The sequence below is a fragment of the Sphingobacterium anhuiense genome (genome assembly GCF_042686355.1).
Taxonomy (GTDB): Bacteria; Bacteroidota; Bacteroidia; order Sphingobacteriales; family Sphingobacteriaceae; genus Sphingobacterium; species Sphingobacterium anhuiense.
In genome coordinates, this window is record NZ_JBHUPE010000004.1 from 420,488 (window position 1) to 444,003 (window position 23,516).

Annotated in this window: 28 protein-coding genes; 18 read left to right on the forward strand and 10 right to left on the reverse strand. The window is 33.3% G+C overall.

The features are described 5' to 3' along the window. Window positions 1-59: 59 nt before the first annotated feature. A complete protein-coding gene (locus ACFS6I_RS07340; RefSeq protein WP_380919236.1) occupies window positions 60-803 on the reverse strand; it encodes a class I SAM-dependent methyltransferase in 744 nt (247 codons plus the stop codon). 494 nt (window positions 804-1,297) lie between these two features. Continuing rightward, complete coding sequence (locus ACFS6I_RS07345; RefSeq protein ID WP_380919238.1) at window positions 1,298-1,819, reverse strand: hypothetical protein; 522 nt, start codon at window positions 1,817-1,819, stop codon at window positions 1,298-1,300. 252 nt (window positions 1,820-2,071) lie between these two features. Between ACFS6I_RS07345 and ACFS6I_RS07350 the strand changes: the two genes are divergently transcribed. Further along, the gene (locus ACFS6I_RS07350) at window positions 2,072-2,521 is read left to right on the forward strand and encodes a nuclear transport factor 2 family protein (protein WP_380919240.1); all 450 of its coding nucleotides are present in this window, start codon (window positions 2,072-2,074) and stop codon (window positions 2,519-2,521) included. A 124-nt stretch (window positions 2,522-2,645) separates the two neighbouring features. On the opposite strand, the gene ACFS6I_RS07355 is transcribed toward ACFS6I_RS07350, so the two are convergent. Then, window positions 2,646-3,608 carry an alpha/beta fold hydrolase gene (locus tag ACFS6I_RS07355; RefSeq protein ID WP_380919242.1) on the reverse strand — a complete coding sequence of 321 codons (963 nt, stop codon included), beginning with the start codon at window positions 3,606-3,608 and terminating at the stop codon, window positions 2,646-2,648. Window positions 3,609-3,836: 228 nt separating this feature from the next. Between ACFS6I_RS07355 and ACFS6I_RS07360 the strand changes: the two genes are divergently transcribed. From ACFS6I_RS07360 to ACFS6I_RS07375, 4 genes are all read left to right on the forward strand, one after another. Next, window positions 3,837-4,748 (forward strand): Rpn family recombination-promoting nuclease/putative transposase, encoded by a 912-nt coding sequence (locus tag ACFS6I_RS07360; protein WP_380919244.1) that lies wholly within the window; start codon window positions 3,837-3,839, stop codon window positions 4,746-4,748. Window positions 4,749-4,967: 219 nt separating this feature from the next. Then, window positions 4,968-7,382 (forward strand): TlpA family protein disulfide reductase, encoded by a 2,415-nt coding sequence (locus tag ACFS6I_RS07365; RefSeq protein WP_380919246.1) that lies wholly within the window; start codon window positions 4,968-4,970, stop codon window positions 7,380-7,382. Window positions 7,383-7,933: 551 nt separating this feature from the next. Then, complete coding sequence (locus ACFS6I_RS07370; protein ID WP_380919248.1) at window positions 7,934-8,689, forward strand: hypothetical protein; 756 nt, start codon at window positions 7,934-7,936, stop codon at window positions 8,687-8,689. Window positions 8,690-8,942: 253 nt separating this feature from the next. Then, window positions 8,943-9,308 carry a hypothetical protein gene (locus ACFS6I_RS07375; protein ID WP_380919250.1) on the forward strand — a complete coding sequence of 122 codons (366 nt, stop codon included), beginning with the start codon at window positions 8,943-8,945 and terminating at the stop codon, window positions 9,306-9,308. Between the two features lie 66 nt (window positions 9,309-9,374). Here the strand turns inward: ACFS6I_RS07375 and ACFS6I_RS07380 are convergent, their stop codons facing one another. Both ACFS6I_RS07380 and ACFS6I_RS07385 read right to left on the reverse strand, forming a co-directional pair. After that, window positions 9,375-9,914, reverse strand: coding sequence for a hypothetical protein (locus ACFS6I_RS07380; RefSeq protein ID WP_380919252.1), 540 nt, complete (start codon window positions 9,912-9,914; stop codon window positions 9,375-9,377). 57 nt (window positions 9,915-9,971) lie between these two features. Further along, entirely contained in the window at window positions 9,972-10,460 is a 489-nt protein-coding gene (locus tag ACFS6I_RS07385; RefSeq protein ID WP_380919254.1) for a tetratricopeptide repeat protein, read from the reverse strand. 262 nt (window positions 10,461-10,722) lie between these two features. Between ACFS6I_RS07385 and ACFS6I_RS07390 the strand changes: the two genes are divergently transcribed. Next, window positions 10,723-11,172, forward strand: coding sequence for a nuclear transport factor 2 family protein (locus tag ACFS6I_RS07390; protein ID WP_380919255.1), 450 nt, complete (start codon window positions 10,723-10,725; stop codon window positions 11,170-11,172). 108 nt (window positions 11,173-11,280) lie between these two features. On the opposite strand, the gene ACFS6I_RS07395 is transcribed toward ACFS6I_RS07390, so the two are convergent. After that, window positions 11,281-12,594 (reverse strand): hypothetical protein, encoded by a 1,314-nt coding sequence (locus ACFS6I_RS07395; RefSeq protein WP_380919257.1) that lies wholly within the window; start codon window positions 12,592-12,594, stop codon window positions 11,281-11,283. Between the two features lie 724 nt (window positions 12,595-13,318). On the opposite strand from ACFS6I_RS07395, the gene ACFS6I_RS07400 reads away from it, so the two are divergent. From ACFS6I_RS07400 to ACFS6I_RS07430, 7 genes are all read left to right on the forward strand, one after another. Further along, window positions 13,319-13,708 (forward strand): nuclear transport factor 2 family protein, encoded by a 390-nt coding sequence (locus tag ACFS6I_RS07400; RefSeq protein ID WP_380919259.1) that lies wholly within the window; start codon window positions 13,319-13,321, stop codon window positions 13,706-13,708. Between the two features lie 205 nt (window positions 13,709-13,913). Next, window positions 13,914-14,858: an Rpn family recombination-promoting nuclease/putative transposase gene (locus ACFS6I_RS07405; protein WP_380919261.1), complete on the forward strand. Its 945-nt coding sequence runs from the start codon at window positions 13,914-13,916 to the stop codon at window positions 14,856-14,858. A gap of 284 nt (window positions 14,859-15,142) precedes the next feature. Next, a complete protein-coding gene (locus ACFS6I_RS07410) occupies window positions 15,143-15,424 on the forward strand; it encodes a hypothetical protein (RefSeq protein WP_380919263.1) in 282 nt (93 codons plus the stop codon). 159 nt (window positions 15,425-15,583) lie between these two features. Then, entirely contained in the window at window positions 15,584-15,790 is a 207-nt protein-coding gene (locus ACFS6I_RS07415) for a hypothetical protein (RefSeq protein WP_380919265.1), read from the forward strand. A 149-nt stretch (window positions 15,791-15,939) separates the two neighbouring features. Continuing rightward, window positions 15,940-16,203: a hypothetical protein gene (locus ACFS6I_RS07420; protein ID WP_380919267.1), complete on the forward strand. Its 264-nt coding sequence runs from the start codon at window positions 15,940-15,942 to the stop codon at window positions 16,201-16,203. A gap of 5 nt (window positions 16,204-16,208) precedes the next feature. Further along, entirely contained in the window at window positions 16,209-16,898 is a 690-nt protein-coding gene (locus ACFS6I_RS07425) for a hypothetical protein (RefSeq protein WP_380919269.1), read from the forward strand. Between the two features lie 36 nt (window positions 16,899-16,934). After that, entirely contained in the window at window positions 16,935-17,345 is a 411-nt protein-coding gene (locus ACFS6I_RS07430) for a hypothetical protein (RefSeq protein ID WP_380919271.1), read from the forward strand. Between the two features lie 33 nt (window positions 17,346-17,378). On the opposite strand, the gene ACFS6I_RS07435 is transcribed toward ACFS6I_RS07430, so the two are convergent. The 3 genes from ACFS6I_RS07435 to ACFS6I_RS07445 all read right to left on the reverse strand — a co-directional run bounded on the left by ACFS6I_RS07435 (window position 17,379) and on the right by ACFS6I_RS07445 (window position 19,296). Beyond that, complete coding sequence (locus ACFS6I_RS07435; protein ID WP_449329223.1) at window positions 17,379-17,843, reverse strand: DUF7639 domain-containing protein; 465 nt, start codon at window positions 17,841-17,843, stop codon at window positions 17,379-17,381. A 12-nt stretch (window positions 17,844-17,855) separates the two neighbouring features. Next, window positions 17,856-18,419 carry a DUF7638 domain-containing protein gene (locus tag ACFS6I_RS07440; protein ID WP_380919275.1) on the reverse strand — a complete coding sequence of 188 codons (564 nt, stop codon included), beginning with the start codon at window positions 18,417-18,419 and terminating at the stop codon, window positions 17,856-17,858. A 160-nt stretch (window positions 18,420-18,579) separates the two neighbouring features. Next, a complete protein-coding gene (locus ACFS6I_RS07445; RefSeq protein ID WP_380919276.1) occupies window positions 18,580-19,296 on the reverse strand; it encodes a hypothetical protein in 717 nt (238 codons plus the stop codon). 264 nt (window positions 19,297-19,560) lie between these two features. Here ACFS6I_RS07445 and ACFS6I_RS07450 point away from each other — a divergent pair, with 264 nt between their 5' ends. Both ACFS6I_RS07450 and ACFS6I_RS07455 read left to right on the forward strand, forming a co-directional pair. Continuing rightward, window positions 19,561-19,908: a hypothetical protein gene (locus tag ACFS6I_RS07450; protein ID WP_380919278.1), complete on the forward strand. Its 348-nt coding sequence runs from the start codon at window positions 19,561-19,563 to the stop codon at window positions 19,906-19,908. A gap of 1 nt (window position 19,909) precedes the next feature. After that, the gene (locus ACFS6I_RS07455; protein ID WP_380919280.1) at window positions 19,910-20,338 is read left to right on the forward strand and encodes a hypothetical protein; all 429 of its coding nucleotides are present in this window, start codon (window positions 19,910-19,912) and stop codon (window positions 20,336-20,338) included. Window positions 20,339-20,503: 165 nt separating this feature from the next. Here ACFS6I_RS07455 and ACFS6I_RS07460 read toward each other — a convergent pair whose 3' ends face one another. Then, window positions 20,504-20,899: a hypothetical protein gene (locus tag ACFS6I_RS07460; RefSeq protein ID WP_380919282.1), complete on the reverse strand. Its 396-nt coding sequence runs from the start codon at window positions 20,897-20,899 to the stop codon at window positions 20,504-20,506. A gap of 317 nt (window positions 20,900-21,216) precedes the next feature. Here ACFS6I_RS07460 and ACFS6I_RS07465 point away from each other — a divergent pair, with 317 nt between their 5' ends. The 3 genes from ACFS6I_RS07465 (at window position 21,217) to ACFS6I_RS07475 (ending at window position 23,450) form a co-directional block, all read left to right on the forward strand. Beyond that, complete coding sequence (locus tag ACFS6I_RS07465) at window positions 21,217-21,666, forward strand: nuclear transport factor 2 family protein (RefSeq protein ID WP_380919283.1); 450 nt, start codon at window positions 21,217-21,219, stop codon at window positions 21,664-21,666. A 223-nt stretch (window positions 21,667-21,889) separates the two neighbouring features. Continuing rightward, entirely contained in the window at window positions 21,890-22,774 is an 885-nt protein-coding gene (locus ACFS6I_RS07470; protein ID WP_108159680.1) for an Rpn family recombination-promoting nuclease/putative transposase, read from the forward strand. Window positions 22,775-22,901: 127 nt separating this feature from the next. Continuing rightward, window positions 22,902-23,450, forward strand: a complete 549-nt coding sequence (locus ACFS6I_RS07475) for a hypothetical protein (RefSeq protein ID WP_380919284.1) — start codon at window positions 22,902-22,904, stop codon at window positions 23,448-23,450. Window positions 23,451-23,516 lie beyond the last annotated feature (66 nt).

Here is a 23,516-nt window from a genome sequence, read left to right on the forward strand (position 1 = left end):
TTTTTTTTAATTTCGGTATGTGCACGATAAGATAGGTTAATTTCTGTAAATCCTTAATATCATTCAAGATTGATTATTCTTTTGCTCCCTACAAAAATCATTTCATCACTTTTATCAGTATATGGATTTAATTGCCAATCTCCATACACATGTTTAACACTTAATCCTGCTTGATCAAGTAATGAGTCGATTTCTTCTTTCTTAGGGAAAGATATCTGAGAAGAAGCCACCCATCTTTTATCAGAATGCAAAATCTCATAAAAAGTTTGGTATGTTATAATTTCACCTTTCGCTTCCCAATCATTCCATGCTTTTATGATTCCGTAATTAGGATGTTTAAAATATCGAATCGAGTCTTTTTCTCCCCACGTAGTCCATTCTTTCACTAATGGATTTCGACTATCAAAAACGAAAGTTCCATCATCTTTTAAATGATTCTCGATATTTTTCAAGAGTTTTAAACGATCATTTTCAGTTAACAGCGTCTGGAAACTATGACCCGACAAAAAAATGAAATCAAACTGCTTATCAAATGAAAATGATGAAGCACTAGCGTGAATCCAATTGACGTTTGATGTTTTTTCCTTAGCTATCGTTAACATCTCTAGAGATATATCCAACGCGTATATTTCTTTACATCTATGGATAAGCTCGCTTGCTAATGTACCTGTGCCGCAGCCTATATCTAAAACACTATCATCTATGTTTACGAAACTACTTATCACATCATAACTCTCTAACCATGGATTATCATAGTCATAGAATTGCACCAAATTTGAATCCTGGTATAATTTATCAATCATTCTATTTTAATTTACAGAGCCTAAAATCAAATTTTGAAGCAAACATAAGATATATTTACACAAATGTAGCATTAGGAAAACAAAGCCGCATCTTCGCGACTTATTCGCATGCCTTTCGGGATGACTTCCGGAAATCTCAACCAAAAGTATACCATTTGCCTACTGCTTAGGTATAGGGGACGTATAGGACGAGCTTCAAACAATATCAATTAATGCAATATAAACAAGGGAAATTCCATCTGAAAACTTTATTCTTCTATCACTTTTGATATTCGTTATTTAAAACCCGAGGAATCTTTCAAATGAATAAGTGGTTGAAAGATCTGGTTATATAGCAGGCTTTTGAATTCCGATGTAGAATAGGACCTTTTCTATCTATGTGGCATAGAGAATTGAAAGTTGTAGCATAGTTATGTTAGCCATGAATATCTATGCCAAGGTCTAACAGAAAGACGCTGGTTGAATTAATAGAAATTATAACGTTGCAATACATATTAGCGAATCCATATCGTATTTAGATCATTCCTGTTTCTTTCATTACGTACCCTTAGGGTCAACAAATAAAGATCCTCCAGGTCACTGACAAATTTAACAGGAGATACAGAAATCGTCATAATATTGCTGATATCGACAAAAGTCGTATTCGGATCAGTTTGAATTATTTTATTTTCGATCTGAAAGATAATTCGATCTGATTTCACATTTGTATAATTCTTTCTAAGATCAGCTAAAGTAATAAATTCTGGTTTATAATGAGCGGTTAATCCTATTCTTATAACTTGTTTTTCCTTATTTACTTCTACAGTCTCTATACTATCGGTAATAAGCGTTAGCATGCTTTCACTGGAATACTGCTTACCTAAAACCTCTATGTTAAGGAAGTTTCTATCTTTAAGATCTGCATAAATTACTTTCGGGACTTTGTCTGTACTACGATATTGATTTGTCGAAGTTTGGCCATAAGACAAACTTATTCCAAAAGATAACAGAAGAGTAGATAAAAATATATTTTTCATTTTTGTTTATTACAGTATAACCCTAAACTATTAAACAAGGTGTAGACTTGCAAATAAAATCGACTTTATTTCGTATGAAAATCTAATTCATATTTGGTTGTAAACACTTCACCTAGCTATTTCCACCATTCACCGAGTTTTTAGTTGGTTTAGTCTAATTGCCATAGGGTAGGGACGAATTACACCCTACTTTTGAATCAACAATTAAGAACAACTAAGAACAATAAACTAACAATATAACATAAAGACATTATGAAAACTATAGCAAAAACATTCGCAGCAGCAGCCTTGATCGTAATATCTACATTCACGATGGCAGCAGGCAAACCAGTAGGTGATAACTCTAAAAAAACGGTCGTTAATCTATCCACAGCAGATCTCGCCATTGATCATTACGTAACGCTTATGACCGAAGGGGAGTCGGCAGGAGTAGAGCAGTTGTTTACATCAGATTTTAAACAGAAAGTTCATGCGTCGGAGGATAAGACCAACAGCCGTTCAGAAGTAATTACATTTTTGAAAAAGCAAAAAGGCGAGCAGTTAAATTGTAAAACAAGCACTACAATTGTTGAACAGTCAGATGAATATATGATTGCAAAAGTAGCCCAACAATTTGAAGGTTTTACAAAGACCGATCTAATCACCTTGGTCAATGACGGAGGCAACTGGAAAGTATCTCAATCCATCATCACGTATAAGTAAGTTAAGTTAAATCATATGTTTAGTAAAAGCCACATCGTAAGATGTGGCTTTATCTGTTATTACCCTCAGTGTACATAGTCCCCAATCTGTTCGGAGTTGAGGACAATATGTTTCTACCTCCTTGTTAAGAATTTTGTTTTTGTAACCATTTTAAAATGGCTTGTGTAGTTTCCTCTGGCTTTTCTTGTTGAATCCAATGACCACAATCTAGACTGACAACATCCAGATTAGGAACGATATTTTTTAGGTTTTCAGACTTTGGAATCGTGTCCAGATCACCATATATCATAAGAGTCGGCTGATGAATGATTGGTGTTACATCCGCCATGAAGTGCCAGTTTCTATCCATGTTTCTATACCAATTTATACCTCCTGTAAATCCTGAAGATTCAAAGGCAGAAATGAACACCGAGAGTTCATTGTCGTTCATCAAAGGTTCGCCAAGCGGTTTTTCCGCCCTTGCCAGATTAATCATCAGCATTCCTGGCTCAGGTGGTGCGGGAGGTGTGTTCTTGCGGAATAGGTTACGAAGGAACTGAGCTGTGTTTTCATTCATAATCGCATCTGCTACTCCAGGTTGTCTATTGAAATGAACAAAATAGAAGTCTGCTCCAAAGATGGCTTCCATAAACTCGATCCATGGCTTTTCTCCACGATCTTGATAAGGCAAAGCCAAGTTTATGACTTTATTAACCCGATCAGGATGCAATAGTGCTAGATTCCAAACCACATTTGCCCCCCAGTCATGACCCACAAATGTAGCATCTTTATATCCATAATGGTCGAGCAGTGCAATAAGGTCACCAGTCAAATGTTCAATATCATAATCAGTAACTTCAGTCGGACGTGATGAATTACCATAGCCACGTTGATTTGGGACAATGACATGATAGCCAGCTTCGACAAGGGCCGGGATCTGATAACGCCATGAATATGCATGCTCTGGAAATCCGTGACATAGAACAATAGGTTTCGCTGAATTTTGTTGACCTACTTCAAATACTTCCAGAACTACTCCATTAACTGAAATCATAGTAGGTTTTGGAAATTCGATTGCATTAAATCCCGTATTAATTACATTTGTCATTTGTATATCTTTTTAAATATGAATTAATGACGCAAATGTATACGTGAAAAGTGACAGCGTTATGTCAGGAGTCTAAAATAAATGATAGTTATCAAAACACTCTTGTCGGATCATTTTGTGAGGTTCAAATTTGTCAATAAGCATTTAAATTTAATTGCTAAAAATATTAGTTTTAATATCTTTTATTTTGTATCTTTACTATAGTAACCTTATTATAAGTAGTTTATTATGAGTAAATCTTCCAGCCGTGTTGATGATCAGCTATGGAAGTCTATTTTAGAACAGACTTTTGCGCATTTCTTAGAATTTTTTTTTGAAAATGCCGCAGGTATATTCGATCTGAGTAAACCTTTTGATTATTTAGATAAGGAGTTTGAGTCTCTATTTCCTCCAGAGCCCAACGGCAAGGGAGTACGTTTTGTAGATAAGTTGGTCAAAGTATATCTTAAAGATGGTGGTGAGCAGTTTGTGCTATGCCATATCGAGGTGCAGTCCAGTAGAGGCAAGGGAGATCTTGCAGAACGCATGTTTCGATATTACTATAAAATATCCGATAAGTATCAAGTTCCAATCTCTGCCATTGCTATCCTTGCCGACGATAACCGAAGTTACTACCCCTCTGTTTATGTTAAGGAATTTATGGGCACCATTCTTCATTACCGTTTTAATAGTTACAAGGTATTGCATCAAGATGAGGTTGCATTACGCTCAAATAAAAACCCGTTTTCAGTTGTGGTTCTTACGACATTATTAGCTATCACGAATAAAAATATCAGTGATGATAAGTTGAAGGATATTAAGCATGATCTTTATGAACAGATGATGAGTCGTAAAATGGATAAGAGTACGCGTCAGGGTCTCTATAATTTTTTAACGTATTACGTAGGCTTTGAAAATCAGGGGACTTTAACTATATTTGAGTCAGAAATTGAAAAAAAATTAGGAAGGAGTAGTATAATGGGAACTCAAGAATATTTATTAGATAAAGCAGAGAAGCAAGGTATTGAAAAGGGTATGGAGAAAGGTGAACGTGAAAAAGCTATTTCAATTGCATTAGAATTTAAGAAAATGGGTTTACCTGTAGCAGATATTGCTAAGGGTACCGGACTTTCCATAGAAGAGATCGAAAAACTGAAATAGAACATCGTTCTAAAATATACAGAACCGCTTGGATGACCAAGCGGTTTTTTTTGCATTAATATGGACGTGCCAATTTTTCCATCTTGTTCAAAGTTATCGTTGTAAGAAATATAAATAAAACGGTTAATCCTGTTTTCGTCGCTATAAATTTAATAAACACTAGTATTAATTTGATTTAAGATTAGTAAATTTATGCTGTAAACCAATTATTTCCTTTTTATGCAAAAATTAGCATTAACATTCTTGTTGACCTTGGTAGGTTTTGCGAGCTTTTCACAGGTTCCCAAGAACATACAGGGATTCTGGCAATTCCATGTAAATAAACCTGGCGACTGGAATGGTTTTCATATCGGTGACGATTATGTAGAATACTACTATACACTGTATCAAGTTGAAAAGATAAAAGCACAAGGTGATCAGCTACATATCGATCTTGTAAATGGTCAAAATCGCCTCACATTAACGGTATTAAATTCGTTAAATTCCGACAATAGTAAGTTTTCGTTTAGCAACCGAAAAGATACTTTATCCTGTAGACACTTTGAATCGGATCCGGATATTATACCTACAGAAATCAATCAAAATACCCTATATGCTACCGGATGGGTTAGTCAAAAGAGTAACGATAAATTAGAAATTAAAGATAATCAGCTACTTTTCAACGGTAAAACCTGGGATATTGTGTGGCTAGGAAAATACCCTATAACAGGTGAATACAGAATGTTAGCTAAGTATAATGAGCAACATGGCCTGTTCTATTTAAATAAAACACAAAACAATCTTAAAATTGTATACAATGCCAAATCAGCTTTATATCATAAGGAAGGACCCCATAAATTGCTATCTACACTGTATGGTAATTGGTATAACACGACGACAAGCGACTGGGAGTATGGTTTTTATGAAGATTTTGCGATCATTAAAGGTGATTTTTTTGATTACAGTAGCGTTGACCAACAGAAGGACGAAATTAAGCTAGGCTTGATTTCAAGAAACAATAATAAAATTACTCTTACAGCAAGGCAAGAAAAAGGCGCATTATTTCTAAAGTCAGGCAAGAGTAAAGTTACAAAATTACTTCCTGTACAGGAAACACTTGTGACAAGTACCACTCCTGATCATCGTTTATTTAATGATACAGAATTCAAAAAAAGAGACACGACCGTCGTCACTGGTTATTTAAGAAATAACCTATCAAATGCTCCCTTTAAAATCAGTATTCGCAACTGGCTAAGCGGAGAAAATGAAGATTATTTTAGTGATCTGGATAGTCTCGGAAGATTTGAAGTTAAACTACCGATGTCCAATAGCGCACAAGTTTATATAGATTGGCAAAGAAGTACTATACAGACTGTACTTGAGCCAGGTAAAAAATACACGCTCTTTTATGATTTAGATACCAAACAATTGTTATTTGCTGGTGCAGATGTTCGTGTTCAGAATGAACTAACAGCATACAGTCGTTTTATAGATGCTTATTCACAGGAATTTAGAATTACATCAGCGATAGCTAGAGAAAAATACATGTATGAACGTAAACTTAAGGGGGATGAATTTCTTACTTACGAAATGAAAAAATTAGATAGTTTAAGACAAGTTGACGCTCTTTTTTTTAAAAAACAACCAGCACTTTCAGACAGAGCCAAATATTTTATTGAACAATCTTCAAATTATCAGATTGCCTTCGATCTCATGCAAAAGAAATATTCATTAGACCGCAAGACGAAGGAACAATTTTCGACACTATATATGACGAAAGTTAAAGAAAATTTTTACGATAATAATCTTAAACCTAGAAGTCTTCTTAACGATAACGGCACATTCTTAAATGATTATATCAACTATATACAAGAAACAGACTCTACTTATGAAGCTGCTGTGTACCATAATGAGGTAATTGACTATCTGATCGTTAATGAAAAAATAACGCCTAGCCCAGATATAGTCTTATATTCAAAGTTAGTCAGTAATAGAAACCGGGATAATCAAGATGAACTAATACTAAGTGAGCTTATCCAGAAAGATTCGACCATTCAGAAAAGGTATATGTTAATGGCTGATGAATATCAAGAGATCATCAACGAAAGAACTTTATTAAACCTCTATGTTACAAATCCTTTGCAATATTATGTCAAAAATTTAAGCCCAGATTTGCGGGATCTTTATCATACACAAAATATAATCAGACACTTTAAATCTACACCGGTCCCATATAGTGCAGAAACATTGTTTGAGATCACTAGTCCTATAAGCAATGCATACTTTGTTAACGAGATTAAGGAAAAAAATGATAAACTATCAAAGCTGGCAAATATTTCATTACAATATGAAGAAAATTTAAAAAGAACGGAGCATCTCAAAGCATCCAAAGATGCTGATAAATTACTGGCAGAGATTCTAGCGCCGCATAAAGGTAAAGTTGTATACATTGATTTTTGGGGAACCTGGTGTGGACCATGTGTTGCAGAGATGGAACATGCTCCAGCAGCAAAAAAGGCATTAGAGGGAAAAGATGTTGTGTTTATCTATTTTGCAAACAGAACACCAAAAGCTGCATGGCAAAACTTTATCAAACTTAAAAAACTGGAAGGCAAAAATGTATTCCACTATAACCTAGAAGATGAACAGCAATAACTGATAGAAACCAGACTGGGGATCAATAGCTTTCCTTCCTATCTATTATTGAATAAGAACGGTAATTTTGTCAATATGAAAGCACCACGACCTAGTGAGAAGAATGATTTAGTAACAGCTGTAGACAAATTATTGACAGATTGATAGTCCGTTGCCAATTGCATAATAATGTCAATAAAAAAGTGTCAAAAGGTATAAGCTTTTAAACATGCCCCAAAAATTTAGACCCCATTTGGGGCATGTCTGTTATTTAACTGCCAAGGTTATTTTTCTTCTACCACCAAACCTAAAATAGATCTTGGTATCTATTTTAGATTTGAGCACTTTGACTGCTTTCAATGCAATAAAACTCTGTTTTATAGCATTGATCAATTTCTTCATTATGCTGTAAATAGGAGAGTCCTTTAAACACTTAATCAATTTAGTTTTAGATACCTTCTTTTCAAATCCAATCTGCTCTTACTTAGCACAAGGTTTATCAATTTTTCAATCTATTCCTCTTCAATTTAGAATCACAAAAAATTGTATATTTAATAAGAAATCACACACATATGGATCGTTTATTTATCATATTAAGTTTTGTATTGGTATTTTCTACCACTGCAATAAAGGCTGAGCTCTGTCCTGAACATAACCTATTTTCTTACGGCGCTGATACCCTGAGTAATAATATGAAAAACTACCTTATAAAATCAGCAATTTCGGATGGTTTAGATAAAGACCATATAAAAATTTCAACCGATAGCTGGGGTAATATTACTGTTTCAGATCAGTGGTCTAAAAATATCAAATACAAGCAAGACTATTCTGGCAATCTTACGAAAGTGACTAATGGTTCTGAAATCCGTATTAAGGAAGATTATTCAGGCAATATCGTGGTAATAAAAGATCATGCTACTCAGACCACAGTAAGTAAAAATACAATCGGTAATTTAGAGATAAGTGACGAAAATGGGAATCGTACAACAGTATCAAAAGATATTATGGGTAATGTAAATATTCGTGACGACAAAGGGAATAATACGATAGTATCAAAAGATATCATGGGTAATATAAATATTCGTGATGACAAAGGAAATCATAAGAAAATAAGCACTGATATTTTAGGTGGAAAAACAATTTCTGATGATAAGGGTAATCGTATATCCTTAAAAAAAGATATATTCGGAAATTATGATGCTAGTGACAGTAATGGAAATAGGGCAACTATAAAAAAAGATATTTTTGGAAAGATAGTAATTGATGATCCCGAAGGGATTTTAGGTAATGTAGGACTTTTAATTATGGAAGACTTATTTAAAGATTAATTTCAATTCCCTATTGAAACGGAATACTCTAAATGAGAATTTAAAAAGAACTGCTTAACTTATACTGTTGATTTTATTTGCAAATCCAGTTTGACCTGCATTGACAAACTTTAATATCTATGCATTTTGCAAGGATAAAGCAACAAAAAACATAAATCCGAACCTTATATCAGATGAAACGAATTAAGAAGTTACTAAAGAGATCGGCAGTACTAAAGGGCAGTTTATAAACTTTTATAACATATATAACAATATGGGAGCATTTGCGAAATTCGGTGCATATATCGCGGTGAAATGGGTAATTTTTTATATCTATCTTTTTTTAGAAGGTAATTCCAAATGGGATTTTGGAAGGATTAACTGTGAAGGGTTTTTCTTGGCGGTATTTATGTTGCTTTCTCTTCCAATACTTGAAGTAGTCTTATTGTTTCTTCCTGTAAGATTGTTTTTTCGACAAAGTAAGTGGACTAGACTACTGATCTTATTTTGTGTTTTTAGCTTAGAGTTTGCTTTAGGATGGTATGCAACCAATCAAGAATTGGAAACTTGGATGCTCGTTAAAATAAGCTTGAGTATATTGTTATTTCTACTATTTTACAGGAAGCAATTCATCAGCTAATAAAGTTGGAAATCTCAAATTAAGCAGTTTCGGTAAATTTTGTCTAACCCTAAATCTACAAATGTCTTATTTTCTTGCAAATACCTGTACGAAGTATTCATTTAAAAGCCCTTTCTTTTCCGAATATTGGTCTAAAATAAGTTTAGCTACTTTTGGCTTCAAATCTTCATATTCGAGCTTTTCTTTTTGCGTCGGTTTCTCATAACTACCGAGCATAATCATTTTGAAAATTAAATTTTGAGGATTTATTTCAGTAGCTTTTTTCAGTAAATTTTTACCTACTTCTTCAAGTTCTTCATAGTCTCCAAATTCATGCGGAAAGATCGAAATTGTATAACCTGCAATAAGATTAAATTCAGCTATGTGTTCAAAATTATCAAGCCCATATTGTAATTCTTTTTTTAACTCTTTATGCAGCTCTTCGTCTTCTAAGGTTGAAAAAATTCCATCTAAATCCTCAAGCATTGACCAAAGAAAAAAGAAGTAATGTTTCCAATACTCAAAATTAAGCGGTTCTGATTTTAGAAGTGTTTTGTAAAGAGAAAATGCCTCATCAAATTTTTGATCTGATTCAAGGATGAAAATTTCTTTTAGAGGCTGTTCCATGTTCTTTTACTCCTCCTTCAATATTCTTATAAGAATTTCATGTTGTTCTTGTACTAGTTAGTCAGTTTTGTTTGAGAACGTATTTATAGAATTTAAACTGTAAAAAGCAATACCGTTATTGGGATATTCTTTCAGGATTTGTTCATAAAGATCCTTTGCTTTTTCAGCTTCATTCGTTTGCGAATAGCAGAAAGCCATATTGCAAAGAGCCATTTCTCTGTAAGACATTTTTGCGGTACTCAGTAGGGTGATCGCGCGGTACTTATCTACCCAATTATATCGTGTAAAAAAATCGACACTATTATTGAAATATTCTAATGCAGTCTTGAAATCATTTTTTTTGATAGCTTTCATTCCCTTATTTTGACTAGCGGGGATTATTTGTTGTAAGGAAATCGATAATACAAAAAAAATAATAGAACCGATATAAATGCCATTAAATTGGAATAATACAACAAATATAGCCATAAAAATAATCCATACTAAGATGATGATTAGAAACGCTAACCATGATATTGGTCTAACCAAAGGTACTTTTGCACTCATTTTATCAATTTATAATGTAGGTAATTAGTTTCATAAATCTACTAAAAACTGATCAATGATTTAAGATATTAGATCAAGAATAATTTTTAGGTCTTAATAAATGTTAGCAGCAGAGGGGTTGATTGTTTTCACCTACCCATTTCCACCATTCACCGAGTTTTTAGTTGGTTTAGTCTAATTGCCATAGGGTAGGGACGAATTACACCCTACTTTTGAATCAACAACTAAGAACAATAAACTAACAATATAACATAAAGAAATTATGAACACTTTAGCAAAAACATTCGCAGCAGCAGCTTTGATCGCCGTATCAACATTCACGATGGCAGCAGGCAAACCAGAGGTATCAAACGCTAAAAAAGCAGTAATCAATCTATCAACGGCAGATCTCGCCATTGATCATTACGTAGCGGTTATGACAGAGGGGCAGTCGGCAGGAGTAGAGCAGTTGTTCACTTCAGATTTTAAACAGAATGTTCATGCATCAGCAGATAAAACGAACAGCCGTTCAGAAGTTATTTCATTCTTGAAAAAGCAAAAAGGCGAGCAGTTAAATTGTAAAACAAGCACTACAATTGTTGAGCAATCCAATGATTATATGATTGCAAAAGTAGCCCAACAATTTGAAGGTTTTACAAAGACCGATCTAATCACCTTGGTCAATGACGGAGGCAACTGGAAAGTATCTCAATCCATCAACACGTATAAGTAAGTTAAGTTAAATCATATGTTTAGTTAAAGCCACATCGTAAGATGTGGCTTTGTCTGTTATTATCCTCAGACGCGCTGGACAATAGCACGCGATTACCATATGGAGCTACTACAAACGGGAGGTATTTTTATTTTTAACAAGGATATAATTACTGCTTGTTTCATCTCTTATGACCGTATAATTTTTATTTAATTGTAATGACCAACCGTCTCCCTCTATTAATTGGCCATTTATTTTTGTAGGAATACTGATAGATATTTTATTCCAATTAGGGAACATTAAAGCACCATTATTTACTTCAAGAACCCCCCAGTTATCTGTTACTCTCATATTCGGATAAACTGTTCCTTTATCACCGATTGGAAGTATATTGCGTGGGTCAAAAGAAATATTCATATTTTCAAAACCTATTTCAAAATGTGGTTGCTCTATAAATTTAGAGTTATATTCTGCTATTCTTATTTTTATTTTTGCCTCTCTTATTTCTTCTTCCTGAATAATTTCTTCGCCGTTATATTCTTTAAAAATTTTCACAACAGTAGCTTTTAAAGCAGTAGGTATCTTAATATTTAAATTTTCAATAAAAAAATCTGTTAGGTTATTATCAGCAGATATTTTTTGATTCCAATATTTATCCTTTTTACGTAGAAAATTACCATATATAGGAGTAGTATTATAAGCAAAAGACCGCACATAGGTAGGATTTTTGATAAAAGTATTTACACTATTGACAAAATGCTGTTTTGCCGTTTCTTTATTTCTATTGCTAATCATAAAACCTGTATATTCTGCAAGACCCTCGTTAAGTTCGAGTTGATTTTCAGTGTCATAAGATTCGGGGAAAATAGCATTTCTATACTTTCTAAAAATAAAGGCATTGGTTAAATGCTTGCTTTGCTCTTTCTGTGTATTAGAAAGAATCGCTTTCTTGAGAGCTTCCAATTCCAACCGTAAATATATTCTTCCATCTTTCAGATCCAGATGGTTACTTTCTTTGTTATATTGGGTAAATCCCAAAGAAATCTGCACTGTATGAAAAAGCTCGTGAGCTAATAAGTTGATTCTGTCATATCTATCTTTAGACAGAGGAAGCATTATCATTGCCCAAGTTTTGCCATTCCATTGCATTGAGGTATTTGCAATATTAATGCTGTCGGGTAATGTACCAACATAAATATCTTTTTGTAGCTTTAAAGTATTCTTAATATCAGGCTCATTACTGTATAGTAGGCGATTTTCAGGATTAACTAATAAAATACTTCCATATAAATCTCTATTCCATAATTTTACTCCTTGTTTTGTTACATATTTAATTTCTTTGAAATAATTGGAGATACTGTCTATATTTTCAACTTTAGACTGTTGTGCAAATGCTATTGAAATATGGATTAAACATACGATGACCGTAAACACCTTTTTCATAATCTGGCTATAATTTTATAAGATAACTAAAACAAAATTAAACAAATATTTAAACCATTTTTTGGATTGGTCTGAATTCTTATAATTATTCTTTGTTTATGCATTTCTTTTTAAGATCTGCTCCCAGAATGACAATTTTTAGCAAGAGTTCTTTCATTTCTATGCTATTTATTGGATAAAGCATAGAAGCATTGTAACGAGAAAGGTGAGCGTCAAAAAGCTATTTCAATTGCATTAGAATTTAAGAGAATGGGTGTACCTGTAGAGCAAATTGCTAAGGATACCGGACTTTCCATAGAAGAGATCGAAAAACTGAAATAGCACATTGTTCTAAAATATACAGAACCGTTTGGGATCACCAAGCGGTTTTTTTTGTGCCTTTGTTATTGACAAGTGGACGACAGCAGAATAACCCCATTCCAGGTTCAACCACTTCACCTAGCCATTTCCACCATTCACCGAGTTTTTAGTTGGTTTAGTCTAATTGTCATAGGGTAGGGACGAATTACACCCTACTTTTGAATCAACAATTAAGAACAACTAAGAACAATAAACTAACAATATAACATAAAGACATTATGAACCATCATGAGTACATTGGTAATTAGTTGCAGAATTTATACTCATGATAGCCTTATCACCTTTAAATAACAAATTATCTAGATAAAAAACTATAGCAAAAACATTCGCAGCAGCAGCCTTGATCGCAGTATCAACATTCACTATGGCAGCAGGCAAACTAGCAGGAGATGACTCTAAAAAAGCGGTCGTTAATCTATCCACAGCAGATCTAGCCATTGACCATTACGTTGCAGTTATGACCGAAGGGCAGTCGGCAGGAGTAGAGCAGTTGTTTACATCAGATTTTAAACAGAAAGTACATGCCTCAAAAAATAGGATCAATACTCGTTCAGAAGTTATCTCCTTCTTGAAAAAACAAAAAGGAGAGCAGTTGAACTGTAAAACAAGCACTACCATTGTTGAGCAGTCGGGTGACTACATGGTGGCAAAAGTAACCCAACAATTTCAAGGGTTTACCAAGACCGATCTAGTGACTTTGGTCAATGACGGTGGTAACTGGAAAGTATCCCAATCCATCAACACGTATAAGTAAGTTAAGTTTGAATGTATATGTTTAGTCAGAGCCACATCGTGAGATGTGGCTTTTCTTTTTTCTATAGCATGTCTAAAGATTGATCCAAGTTGTGCTAGCCGACAACAAACGATTACAAACGACTACAAACGTTTAATAACCGACTAATATTTTTAGTTTTTATCATATTTGGTTTATATTAATTATTAAAGTAAATCCTAAAATTATGGTAGCACATGCAGAACCCGTATTTATTGATCCGACCACCGATGAAGGATTCAAGCGGTTATTCGGAGACAAAGTCAACCTGATCAACTTTCTCAACATCATCTTTCGTGGTCGAAAGATCATCACAGATCTTACTTATCGGGATACCGAGCGTATCGGAGCAACCGAAGAGATCGGTAAAGTTATCTTTGATCTTGTAGTCCAGATCAGTACAGGAGAAGATATCATCATCGAGATGCAGACGAGTACACATACCAACCTGAAACAACGTATGCTGTACTATGCCAGCAAGGTCATTTCAGACACAGCACCCAAAGGAAACCGCAAAGCCTGGGGTTATGCCATTCCGGAGGTTTACACCATTGTCCTGATGGATGGTTTTCATATGCCGGGAGGTGATCATAAAACCTATTTTCACGATACCTGCCTGTGTAATAGAGATTCAGGCCAAATTTTTTACGAGGGTTTGGGGTTTATCTATTTAGAAATTATTAACTTTGTTAAAAGCGAAACTGAGGTTGAAGACGAACTGGACAAAGTATTCTTTATGCTCAAGAATATGTCTACTTTAAAGACCTTGCCAAGGATTATGAAATCGGAAGTATTTCAACGCTTCTTTCAGTTGGCCAGCTACGCAAAATTGACAAAGGAGGAACGGACTATGTATGATATTAGTTTAAAACGTAAATGGGATGCCGAAGCAGTGCGGATGTACCAACAGGAACAAGTTGAAGGACTAGAAAAGCAATTGGAAGAAGCTAAAAAAGAAGCTAAAAAAGCATCATTAGTAGCTAAAGCTGAAGGACTTGCTGAAGGAAAAGCTGAAGGCGAACACAATAAAGCCATTGAAACAGCTTTGAGGTTTAAAGAGATGGGTTTACCTCTAGAGCAAATCGCTAAGGGTACCGGACTTTCAATAGAAGAGATCGAAAAACTGAAGTAGAAGAGTGTTCTAAAATATACAGAACCGCTTGGGATGCCAAGCGGTTTTTTTTGGCATATTCACTCCATATCCGTTTTTTGTTGGCGAAGGCTTCGTGAAATGTCTACTCTGCGCCTAAGTAGGATCATTCCGAATAAGGGGTGAAGCAAACCCCGAATAAAGGATTAATAATACCTAGAGTCTGGGTTTTTGAATACTAAAAAATCAGTTAAAATAACTAAGTATCAGATAAACACAATTTTCACTAAATATTCTAGTGGTTCTTTAAATAAAGATTAAAAGTTATGGAAAATATTTTTGAGAAAAAAACTTTCAATTGGATTGTTATCGTATTTTGTGTCCAATTTTTTTGTTTAAATATTCTTCTGGGAGATTTTAGCGGTATAAACGATGGTATTACGAGAATTGGTTTTCCTTTTGTTTTTTTTCAGGATACAGGAGGGAAATGTGAAAATTGTGAAAATCTAAAATGGTTTAACATAATTTATCTTCTTAGTGATGTTATCCTTTGTTTAATATTAGCAATTGTTATGGTTATGGGAGTGAAACGAATTACTAAAAAATAAATAAGAGAGCTAAGAAGTAAAAAACTTTACAATGCTCCTTAAATTGCGAGGATGTTGTCTCAGTAAGTCGATAACTATTTTAATAAAGGTAGACGGGGTAAATCAAATTGGGTTATAAGAAATAATACAATTTATTACAAAGCTTAAAATTAATTGATCATGGAGTTTTTAAATTCGGACTCACATTTATCGCTACTATATCATAAAGCCAAAGAAAGCTTCGAAAAGTGTATTCGAAATGATGAAAATCAATTTTTGAAAGATGAATTAAGCATGCCTTTTGATGATATTGTGGTAATTGAGAAAGATATAAAAATTGTATTTTCGAAAAGAGTTTTCGAGGAGTATAATATTGAGGTCTGTTAACTGTTGTATGCAGGTAATAATGAAGTTGGCAGATACCTATATATTGAAAATGATAACAATGAAGCGATTGATGATAGTTTAGTTTTATATTAGATTACAATTAAGAGTAGAAATCCAAAGCGTGAAGGTTTCAGAAGGAGTTAATCAACATGAACAGTTTGAAAGTAATCGAAGAAACAGAAAACTACATTTATTTTTACAAGTTTGAAGTAGATACCTTGGCTATAGATAAAATTACTGGAAAAATTCTTGTGGAAGAATATGATACTGATCATATTTTTTATGAGTGTGCTCAAAATGACGCTCTATTTTTAAAAGCTCGGGAAAGCTACTTCGTTTTGCCGGGTAAGAAAATTTCCTGTCCAAATAATTTTAACACAGCCGTACCTGTTAAATCGCTTATAAAACTTTAGTACATATGAAGATTGGTAGAACATTATTTTGGTTTAAAGATGGAGATGAACAATTAATCAATCTTACAAATGATTTTTTTGGTTTAGGTTTTTTATTAAACAGACTTCTAAATGAAAAGTATGACGGAAAAAAAATTAAATTTATTAATATTGATTTTTTGACAAAAAATACTTTTAAACTTTACCCAATTCTTCCTAAAGAAGCACCCTATTATTACAATGGACATTTAAGATACTACGGGGTATTTGATTTGCACGTATTTGAAAGTTTTAGTTATGAGGAACAGTATAATTTTGTGTGGGAAAAAGCCCATAAATATTTGATTGAAGCGGCTAAGAGTAATAAAAACCCAAAACTATTAGAATCTGCCAATTATGCTTACAAAAAAGGATTAGAAATAGAATTGAATCCTGATTTTAGAGTGATTGATGTATTCATCCCAATAGATGGAAAAGAAGTGAGAGCTTCTATTTGGATTTTATTTCAAAAGGATGGAATGGTTGCAAAATTCACGTTACAAAGTTCTGAAAACTTAATTTTTGAAGAGGTGTTAGATAAAACGGAAAAAGGAGTGGAAATCTTCCTTGAGATGTATAAATCCATTGCGATTGAGAACGATAATATCGTAATTAAAGTGCGTAAAGATATCGCATCTTTACCAGTAAAGATACCATTATCAAAAATAATTATTTAACAACAGGAAAGTGATCAAATATTAATTTCAGGTATTATGATAAGATTTTTGAAAGAATTAAGAAATTTTAAGTTCATTAATCATTATATCTTTCATTATATTTTTTATAAGAAATTCAATTTTGCACTAGTTTTAACAGCTATTCTAACAGCAATCTTTGTCTCGTGCAATACTAAGAACCGTGGTGATTGGCAATTATCAGATATGCGTAAAGACACCCTGTTTGTTGCAGAAACTAATGTAAGTGATGCCACTACTTTGATTCTTGAAATTGATGGACATACAGATGACTCAATAAAAGTACATGGAACCTCAATCGCTGGCGGAGATATTAAAAAGGAACTGAAAGTTGATTGGTACAATCCAAAAGTTGCAGTTCAGTTTCAGGCTTATCTAGCAAAAAAGGGAAGTCTAAAGATCAAATACTATGTGCCTACAAACTACTAGTTCACAACACCTTGTTATGTGCTGTTTTTATTGTTATTCATCACTTGGTTTGGGCATATCGTCATACGGATATTCATAACCGTAATCGTCTTCCCATTCCTTTTTAACAATGTCGCCAAAAATTACTTGACGAACTTCATAGTCCTTCGTGTCCATTGTCCCAACGAAAATTCTTTGATGTTCTGGAACTGCTTCATATGCATATTTTAATTCATCTCGTAATTTTTTTGTTGGATTTTGTTTGTATTCGTCAAATATTCTCGCACATTTGGCAATACTATTTTCTCTGCCATTTAGTTCATTGAACTTGTCATTCAACTCGCTCACTTTAGATTTAATGTCGGCGCCACACCCCGAAACAACCTTAAAAGAACCTAAATTCAAAATTGTAACGATTTCTCCAATTTTCAAATCTGTTGTTAGTGTTTCATTTTCAATAAGCATATCTAAGTCTTCAAATTTGTAGATTTTCTTTTTTGGTAAATTCGTTATCTCGATGTTGCCACTCTTCTAAATAGATAATTCTGCCAAATAAGTTTTATTGTCTTCATTTCTGTAGAAGAAATCAAATTTTTCTCCATTAATCCTTTTAGGAAGAAAGGATTTCGGGTCGTCAAAATGATAAGGTTTTGGTGTAGGCAAAAAATGTTTTGCAACATTTACTTTACCTACCATTTTGGAACTATCGCCATGATAGTTGTGTAAATTTTCAAGTTTCGGATTAAGTTGTTTTACCAGTGAATAAACATAATTATACAGGGTTTCTTTAGTGTGTTTCCACTCGCCTTGTTCAATATTCCAATGACCTAAACCGTAAATAGAAATTACTTCTCCGTCCGGAATTGAAGTGACGACCCAACCTTCATTTAACTTGTCTTTGAAAATTGATAAGTCAACCATTTCCCAACAAGAAATAAGTCCGTCACTATACACTTGCAAGGCAGTAAAATGATATTGCATATTGTGTATAATTCCTGGAATAGAAAATCCTTCAATAACTTCTGTCCTTGTTATCGTTGTCAAATCGGCTGGTGCTGTCTTGTTGGACTTGAATATTTTGTCAAACAGTTTCATTTGTTGTAGGGTGTCGTTTTCAAATAGTACATAACGTTTTTCAGCTTGGCGAAATGTCGGAAATCGAAGCACAAAACTTCAGATGGATACAATTTTTCAATTGAAGAACTGAACTTAGCACTAAAACTACCATTTTGCCAAACTGATGTTAGCGGTATTTTTATTCAATTCGGTCTGTGTTGTATTTTTGTTTAAAATCTCTTATAGATTTCTTCTTATCATCATTGTTAAAGATAAGATTATCTTTATTGAAAAATTTATGTTTCAATTCGTTACGTTCTCTTGTTTTTTCATACTCAAATTCCTTATCGTAGATTTTGTCTGAACCAAAGTAAATTCTGTCTTCGTGAAAATAAAAAAGTCCCCAATTTAGTGTTTCATCAAATATTATTAAGTCGTCAGCAAAAAATAATCCTTTCCAATATTTAATTACCATCTTCCAAGTCAGTGTTACAGATCGTCCACTTCTGTCGCTGTCAATAAATACAAATTTGTTGAAGGGAATAGGTTTTGAATAAAGCCATTTTTTAATTTCATGTTCACAGTTTTCTGTTACTTCAAATTCTTCAATTTTTTTAAAGTATTTTTCATTAAGTGGTTTCCATAATGGGCCTGTAATCATTTTCGAACTGTTGATATAGTTTTCAACAAACTCGCTTGCTTCGCTATTAAGAAAGAAGATTTGGTCTTTATGTTCCTGCGGTATATTACTTGCTTCTTCTGGCGACCACAAAAAACTCCAAGCCACTGGGAAGTCACTTGAATAAGTTTTTATATTTTGAAAATTTATCATTCTTGTTTCGCTGTGGCATATTCTAAAATTACCGCTCATATTTTGTTTAACGAAACTAATATAATAAAAGATTTGTTCATCCATCTCTATATTCGAATTTCTTTTAACCGAACTATTCCCGCTTTAAGTATTTAATTTTCATTATTTCAGTCTTTTAGATTTGCTATTATTAAAAAGCACCAGATGGTTCATATTCCTAATTCTTTTAGTTAGTTATAACCTTCTTGTTAAAGATAAAAATAAAATAATTTTTACATGAGGGTAAATTTAATTAGTATCTTCCGGCAAGATAGCTACGGATTTTACCACTATCTGACATTATTATCAGTTTTATATAAAAATTAAAACATGCCATTTAAGATTATTTTTCCTGCTCCGTATCAAGTAACAGATATTTATGATGATAATCTTGATGTCAATATTGTTTTAAGTAATGGTGACGTTTATTTCGGCACGTTGTTTACATTAAAAAATATCCAAAAGCTTATGATCACCAATAATGAGATATACTTTTGGTCAACAGATATACTTATTGTAAAAGACTTATCTTACCAAAGTATTCATCAAGTCATAGAAACAGTATTAAACGATGGTTATTTTGAAATGGCATTTTCCAAGATTGGAACCATCAAAACTGTTTATTCCCATTTTAGATGGAAGGAATATGCTGATGTTGACAAAATAAGATCAATATAAAATGATTCCCCTATTATTCCCATTTAAGCAAGTCGGTGATTTTTTGATCGGTAGCCCTATTGCTCAATATTTAAGCAGTTATCCATTCGATCTAGTAGATATGAGTAATGAAGATATGGCACCATCCTTAAATTATAGTATTTCCCATCCATCCATTACATTATTTGTCAGCGATAATCGTATTGATTTTATCGGATGTTATGAGGAGTTATTATACCATGGTGTTAATCTGATAGGAATATCGATCTCTCATTTTTCTGTATTAGTTGGCCAAGACTATGTTGAAGAGGATAAACTGGATTTTGAAGAAGGAAAAGTGCCTCAATATGTTTATGAATATCCACATATAGGATTACAAGTTTGGGCTAGAGGAAAGCTTGGTTTGGTAATTTCTATTATGGTCAATGGGGAAGAACATTACTTGGATTAGGAAATATTGCTATTCAAATTTCTTTGTTTGCTCATTGTATTTTACCATCAAAGTCGATTTTTATTTTGAAGTCTATTAAAAGTAGTTAGAGATAATGGAGCTTATTTAATAGAGGAATATTTGTGAAGTCCTGCATCCATTTATTTTCTTTTTTAATAAATGCTTTCACCAAGTGTATTCTTCCGTATATGGCATGTTTTTAAGATTTTCAAAATAGCTTATTTTATAGGGGATCTTATTTTTTAGGTTCAATTGCCAGACTGATGCCTCCTTGGACCAAGGATCAATTAAAAACTCGATCATATCATCATTCTTAATGCGCATCTGGACAATATTACTTATCATGTCCAATTTAGTTATTTGATGATTATCCCAAATTAAAAGATGATCACCTCCGATTATACATACTTTGTTTACGATCAATCCACAATACGGGTTTCCATACATATCTCCAATGCATATCGCTTTCTTTTCTCCTTTATTGACTAAAATTATATTCTCATCAACATGGCCTAACGTATATTCTGGAGATTCATCTAATATTTTGAGATCATTTATCATATTGCTTTAGGTCTTTCAACTTTAATGACTATCCATTAACATGTTTGTGTCTTATACGAATTTACTAATTACAATTTGAATTCCATTTTTCAATATTACTGAATGTTTCAAAAGATAATTTGGTTTCGATAAACTCTCCCTTTAATCACAATACTTACTAAATTAAAAAAAAGTTCAACTACTTCACCTACCCATTTCCACCATTCACCGAGTTTTTAGTTGGTTTAGTCTAATTGCGATAGGGTAGGGACGATTTACCCCCTACTTTTGAATCAACAATTAAGAACAATAAACTAACAATATAACATAAAGATATTATGAAAACTATAGCAAAAACATTCGCAGCAGCAGCCTTGATCGCATTATCAACATTCACTATGGCAGCAGGCAAACCAGCAGGAGATGACTCTAAAAAAGCGGTCGTTAATCTATCCACAGCAGATCTAGCCATTGACCATTACGTTGCAGTTATGACCGAAGGGCAGTCGGCAGGAGTAGAGCAGTTGTTTACATCAGATTTTAAACAGAAAGTACATGCCTCAACAGATAGGATCAACAGCCGTTCAGAAGTTATCTCCTTCTTGAAAAAACAAAAAGGAGAGCAGTTGAACTGTAAAACAAGCACTACCATTGTTGAGCAGTCAGGTGACTACATGGTGGCAAAAGTAACCCAACAATTTGAAGGGTTTACCAAAACCGATTTAATCACCTTGGTCAATGATGGTGAGAACTGGAAAGTCTCTCAATCTATCAACTCGTATAAGTAAGTTAAGTAAATTTCATATGTTTAGTCAAAGCCACGTCGAGAGATGTGGCTTTTCTTTTTAGTATTAACAACTATTTTACCCAACAACAAACGTTTTTTCCTATTCTTTTAACAGTAAGTAGAGAAATATTTGATTTGATAAATAATTTAGTATTTTTTGCTAAATTATTTGGTTTAAAAGGTTTTGTTTTTTATTTTTACTTGATAACCAATGATATACCATTATGAGTGTAAAGATAAGTAACCTTTCGAAGTACATCGATATCTTAAGTGACTTCGGTTGGAAATTTTATTTCGGTCGAGAGGAGAATAAGGGTAACCTAATTAATTTTCTGAATAGTATTTTAGAAGGCGAACATGTTGTAGAGGATCTTACCTATAGCAATGTGGAGGAAGATGGCGATGAACCTAATGAGCGCAAAGTTATTTTTGATTTGCGATGTGTTGGTGTAGGTGGAGAAGTTTTTCTAGTAGAGATGCAATTGCAGAATCAGGATTTCTTTTTTGATCGTGCGGTGGGTTACACCTCTAGGACCATTAGTCGTCTAGCTAAAAAAGGAAAGAAAGGAGATAATTATGAGTTACCGCCAATTTATTTTATCGCTGTTTTAGGCTTTCGTTTGGATGTTGCCAATAGTGATAAGTACTTTTATAGTGGTAAGATTATTGACGAATTCGATCAGGAGGTGCTATATCCTAAGTTGAGTTACAAGATGCTTGTATTACCTAATTTTAATAAAGCTAAAGCCGATTTACCGACGATTCTGGATCAATGGATGTATCTTATGAAGCACTTGGATAAAATCGATAAGCTACCTAACTATTTGGATAAAAGAATATTCTCCCGTATCTTTGAACTAGGAGAACTGGCAAAACTAACGCCTGAGGAACAGATGTCTTACATATCCAGCTTAGATCGTAAACGCGATTATACCAACACGTTGGCATACGCAAAAAAAGAGGGCCAGAAAGAAGGTCAGAAAAAAGCCGAGGCTAAAGCCTATGCTGAGAAAATCGCTTCAGCAAGAGAGTTAAAGAAATCTGGTGTAAGCGATGAAATTATTTCAAAGAGTTTAGGCATATCTTTGGAGGTTATTAACAAACTTTAAAATCGAAAAACTGAAGTAGAACAGTGTTCTAAAATATACAGAACCGTTTGGGATGACCAAGCGGTTTTTTTGTGGCATTTTTACATTTTATTCGTCCTTTGTTTGTTACAGTTTCGGTGAACTTACCATGATAAAATATTATAAAACTGACGATAAAGAACAACTACTTTACAAAGAAACTTGGCTTGACGAAAAGAGAAAAGTAGCCATTGTTCACTATGGAAAAGTTGGTTATAAAGGAAAAGTAGAAGAGACACCGATTGAAACGAAAAATGCAAATGACGATTTTGTACATAATTTCTGTAAAGACTGTGAAAGTAATGGCTATTATCAAATCGATGAAGACAATCATCATTGGGTTGTTGTTCAGTTTCCCTTAAAGAGTGAATTAGGAAATAAAAGAGATTTATGGCTTAAAGACAAGGTGCAAGAATATCTAAAAGACCATCTAGGCTGGAATGGAGTAGGCGATGTGGATGGTTTTGATATGGGTCAAAAGAAATTAAATATTTTTTGTAAGGTTGTAGACATTGAAAAAGCGGTTAGCAGTATCAAAACCTGTTTCAAAGATTATCGACTTGACCTTAATCAAACACGAATTGCAACAAAAAAAGTAGGAGAGATAAATTATACGCTGAAGTTTTCACACAAAAAAGTAGATAATTTTGAACTATGAAAAAGTTAGCCTTACAAGAGATTAATTTCAAACAGTCGCTTGCAGACTTGATTTTCAAAAGCAGTT

What these genes read in the sequence shown, in the direction of transcription:
- ACFS6I_RS07395 (WP_380919257.1), bottom strand. Translation starts at nt 12,594, where the DNA reads ATGAAAAAGGTGTTTACGGTCATCGTATGTTTAATCCATATTTCAATA.
- ACFS6I_RS07385 (WP_380919254.1), bottom strand. Translation starts at nt 10,460, where the DNA reads ATGAGTGCAAAAGTACCTTTGGTTAGACCAATATCATGGTTAGCGTTT.
- ACFS6I_RS07450 (WP_380919278.1), top strand. Translation starts at nt 19,561, where the DNA reads ATGCCATTTAAGATTATTTTTCCTGCTCCGTATCAAGTAACAGATATT.
- ACFS6I_RS07375 (WP_380919250.1), top strand. Translation starts at nt 8,943, where the DNA reads ATGGGAGCATTTGCGAAATTCGGTGCATATATCGCGGTGAAATGGGTA.
- ACFS6I_RS07445 (WP_380919276.1), bottom strand. Translation starts at nt 19,296, where the DNA reads ATGGATGAACAAATCTTTTATTATATTAGTTTCGTTAAACAAAATATG.
- ACFS6I_RS07425 (WP_380919269.1), top strand. Translation starts at nt 16,209, where the DNA reads ATGAAGATTGGTAGAACATTATTTTGGTTTAAAGATGGAGATGAACAA.
- ACFS6I_RS07400 (WP_380919259.1), top strand. Translation starts at nt 13,319, where the DNA reads ATGGCAGCAGGCAAACTAGCAGGAGATGACTCTAAAAAAGCGGTCGTT.
- ACFS6I_RS07470 (WP_108159680.1), top strand. Translation starts at nt 21,890, where the DNA reads ATGAGTGTAAAGATAAGTAACCTTTCGAAGTACATCGATATCTTAAGT.
- ACFS6I_RS07430 (WP_380919271.1), top strand. Translation starts at nt 16,935, where the DNA reads ATGATAAGATTTTTGAAAGAATTAAGAAATTTTAAGTTCATTAATCAT.
- ACFS6I_RS07410 (WP_380919263.1), top strand. Translation starts at nt 15,143, where the DNA reads ATGGAAAATATTTTTGAGAAAAAAACTTTCAATTGGATTGTTATCGTA.
- ACFS6I_RS07350 (WP_380919240.1), top strand. Translation starts at nt 2,072, where the DNA reads ATGAAAACTATAGCAAAAACATTCGCAGCAGCAGCCTTGATCGTAATA.
- ACFS6I_RS07475 (WP_380919284.1), top strand. Translation starts at nt 22,902, where the DNA reads ATGATAAAATATTATAAAACTGACGATAAAGAACAACTACTTTACAAA.
- ACFS6I_RS07465 (WP_380919283.1), top strand. Translation starts at nt 21,217, where the DNA reads ATGAAAACTATAGCAAAAACATTCGCAGCAGCAGCCTTGATCGCATTA.
- ACFS6I_RS07345 (WP_380919238.1), bottom strand. Translation starts at nt 1,819, where the DNA reads ATGAAAAATATATTTTTATCTACTCTTCTGTTATCTTTTGGAATAAGT.
- ACFS6I_RS07420 (WP_380919267.1), top strand. Translation starts at nt 15,940, where the DNA reads ATGAACAGTTTGAAAGTAATCGAAGAAACAGAAAACTACATTTATTTT.
- ACFS6I_RS07415 (WP_380919265.1), top strand. Translation starts at nt 15,584, where the DNA reads ATGGAGTTTTTAAATTCGGACTCACATTTATCGCTACTATATCATAAA.
- ACFS6I_RS07360 (WP_380919244.1), top strand. Translation starts at nt 3,837, where the DNA reads ATGAGTAAATCTTCCAGCCGTGTTGATGATCAGCTATGGAAGTCTATT.
- ACFS6I_RS07390 (WP_380919255.1), top strand. Translation starts at nt 10,723, where the DNA reads ATGAACACTTTAGCAAAAACATTCGCAGCAGCAGCTTTGATCGCCGTA.
- ACFS6I_RS07370 (WP_380919248.1), top strand. Translation starts at nt 7,934, where the DNA reads ATGGATCGTTTATTTATCATATTAAGTTTTGTATTGGTATTTTCTACC.
- ACFS6I_RS07440 (WP_380919275.1), bottom strand. Translation starts at nt 18,419, where the DNA reads ATGAAACTGTTTGACAAAATATTCAAGTCCAACAAGACAGCACCAGCC.
- ACFS6I_RS07380 (WP_380919252.1), bottom strand. Translation starts at nt 9,914, where the DNA reads ATGGAACAGCCTCTAAAAGAAATTTTCATCCTTGAATCAGATCAAAAA.
- ACFS6I_RS07365 (WP_380919246.1), top strand. Translation starts at nt 4,968, where the DNA reads ATGCAAAAATTAGCATTAACATTCTTGTTGACCTTGGTAGGTTTTGCG.
- ACFS6I_RS07455 (WP_380919280.1), top strand. Translation starts at nt 19,910, where the DNA reads ATGATTCCCCTATTATTCCCATTTAAGCAAGTCGGTGATTTTTTGATC.
- ACFS6I_RS07460 (WP_380919282.1), bottom strand. Translation starts at nt 20,899, where the DNA reads ATGATAAATGATCTCAAAATATTAGATGAATCTCCAGAATATACGTTA.
- ACFS6I_RS07340 (WP_380919236.1), bottom strand. Translation starts at nt 803, where the DNA reads ATGATTGATAAATTATACCAGGATTCAAATTTGGTGCAATTCTATGAC.
- ACFS6I_RS07355 (WP_380919242.1), bottom strand. Translation starts at nt 3,608, where the DNA reads ATGACAAATGTAATTAATACGGGATTTAATGCAATCGAATTTCCAAAA.
- ACFS6I_RS07405 (WP_380919261.1), top strand. Translation starts at nt 13,914, where the DNA reads ATGGTAGCACATGCAGAACCCGTATTTATTGATCCGACCACCGATGAA.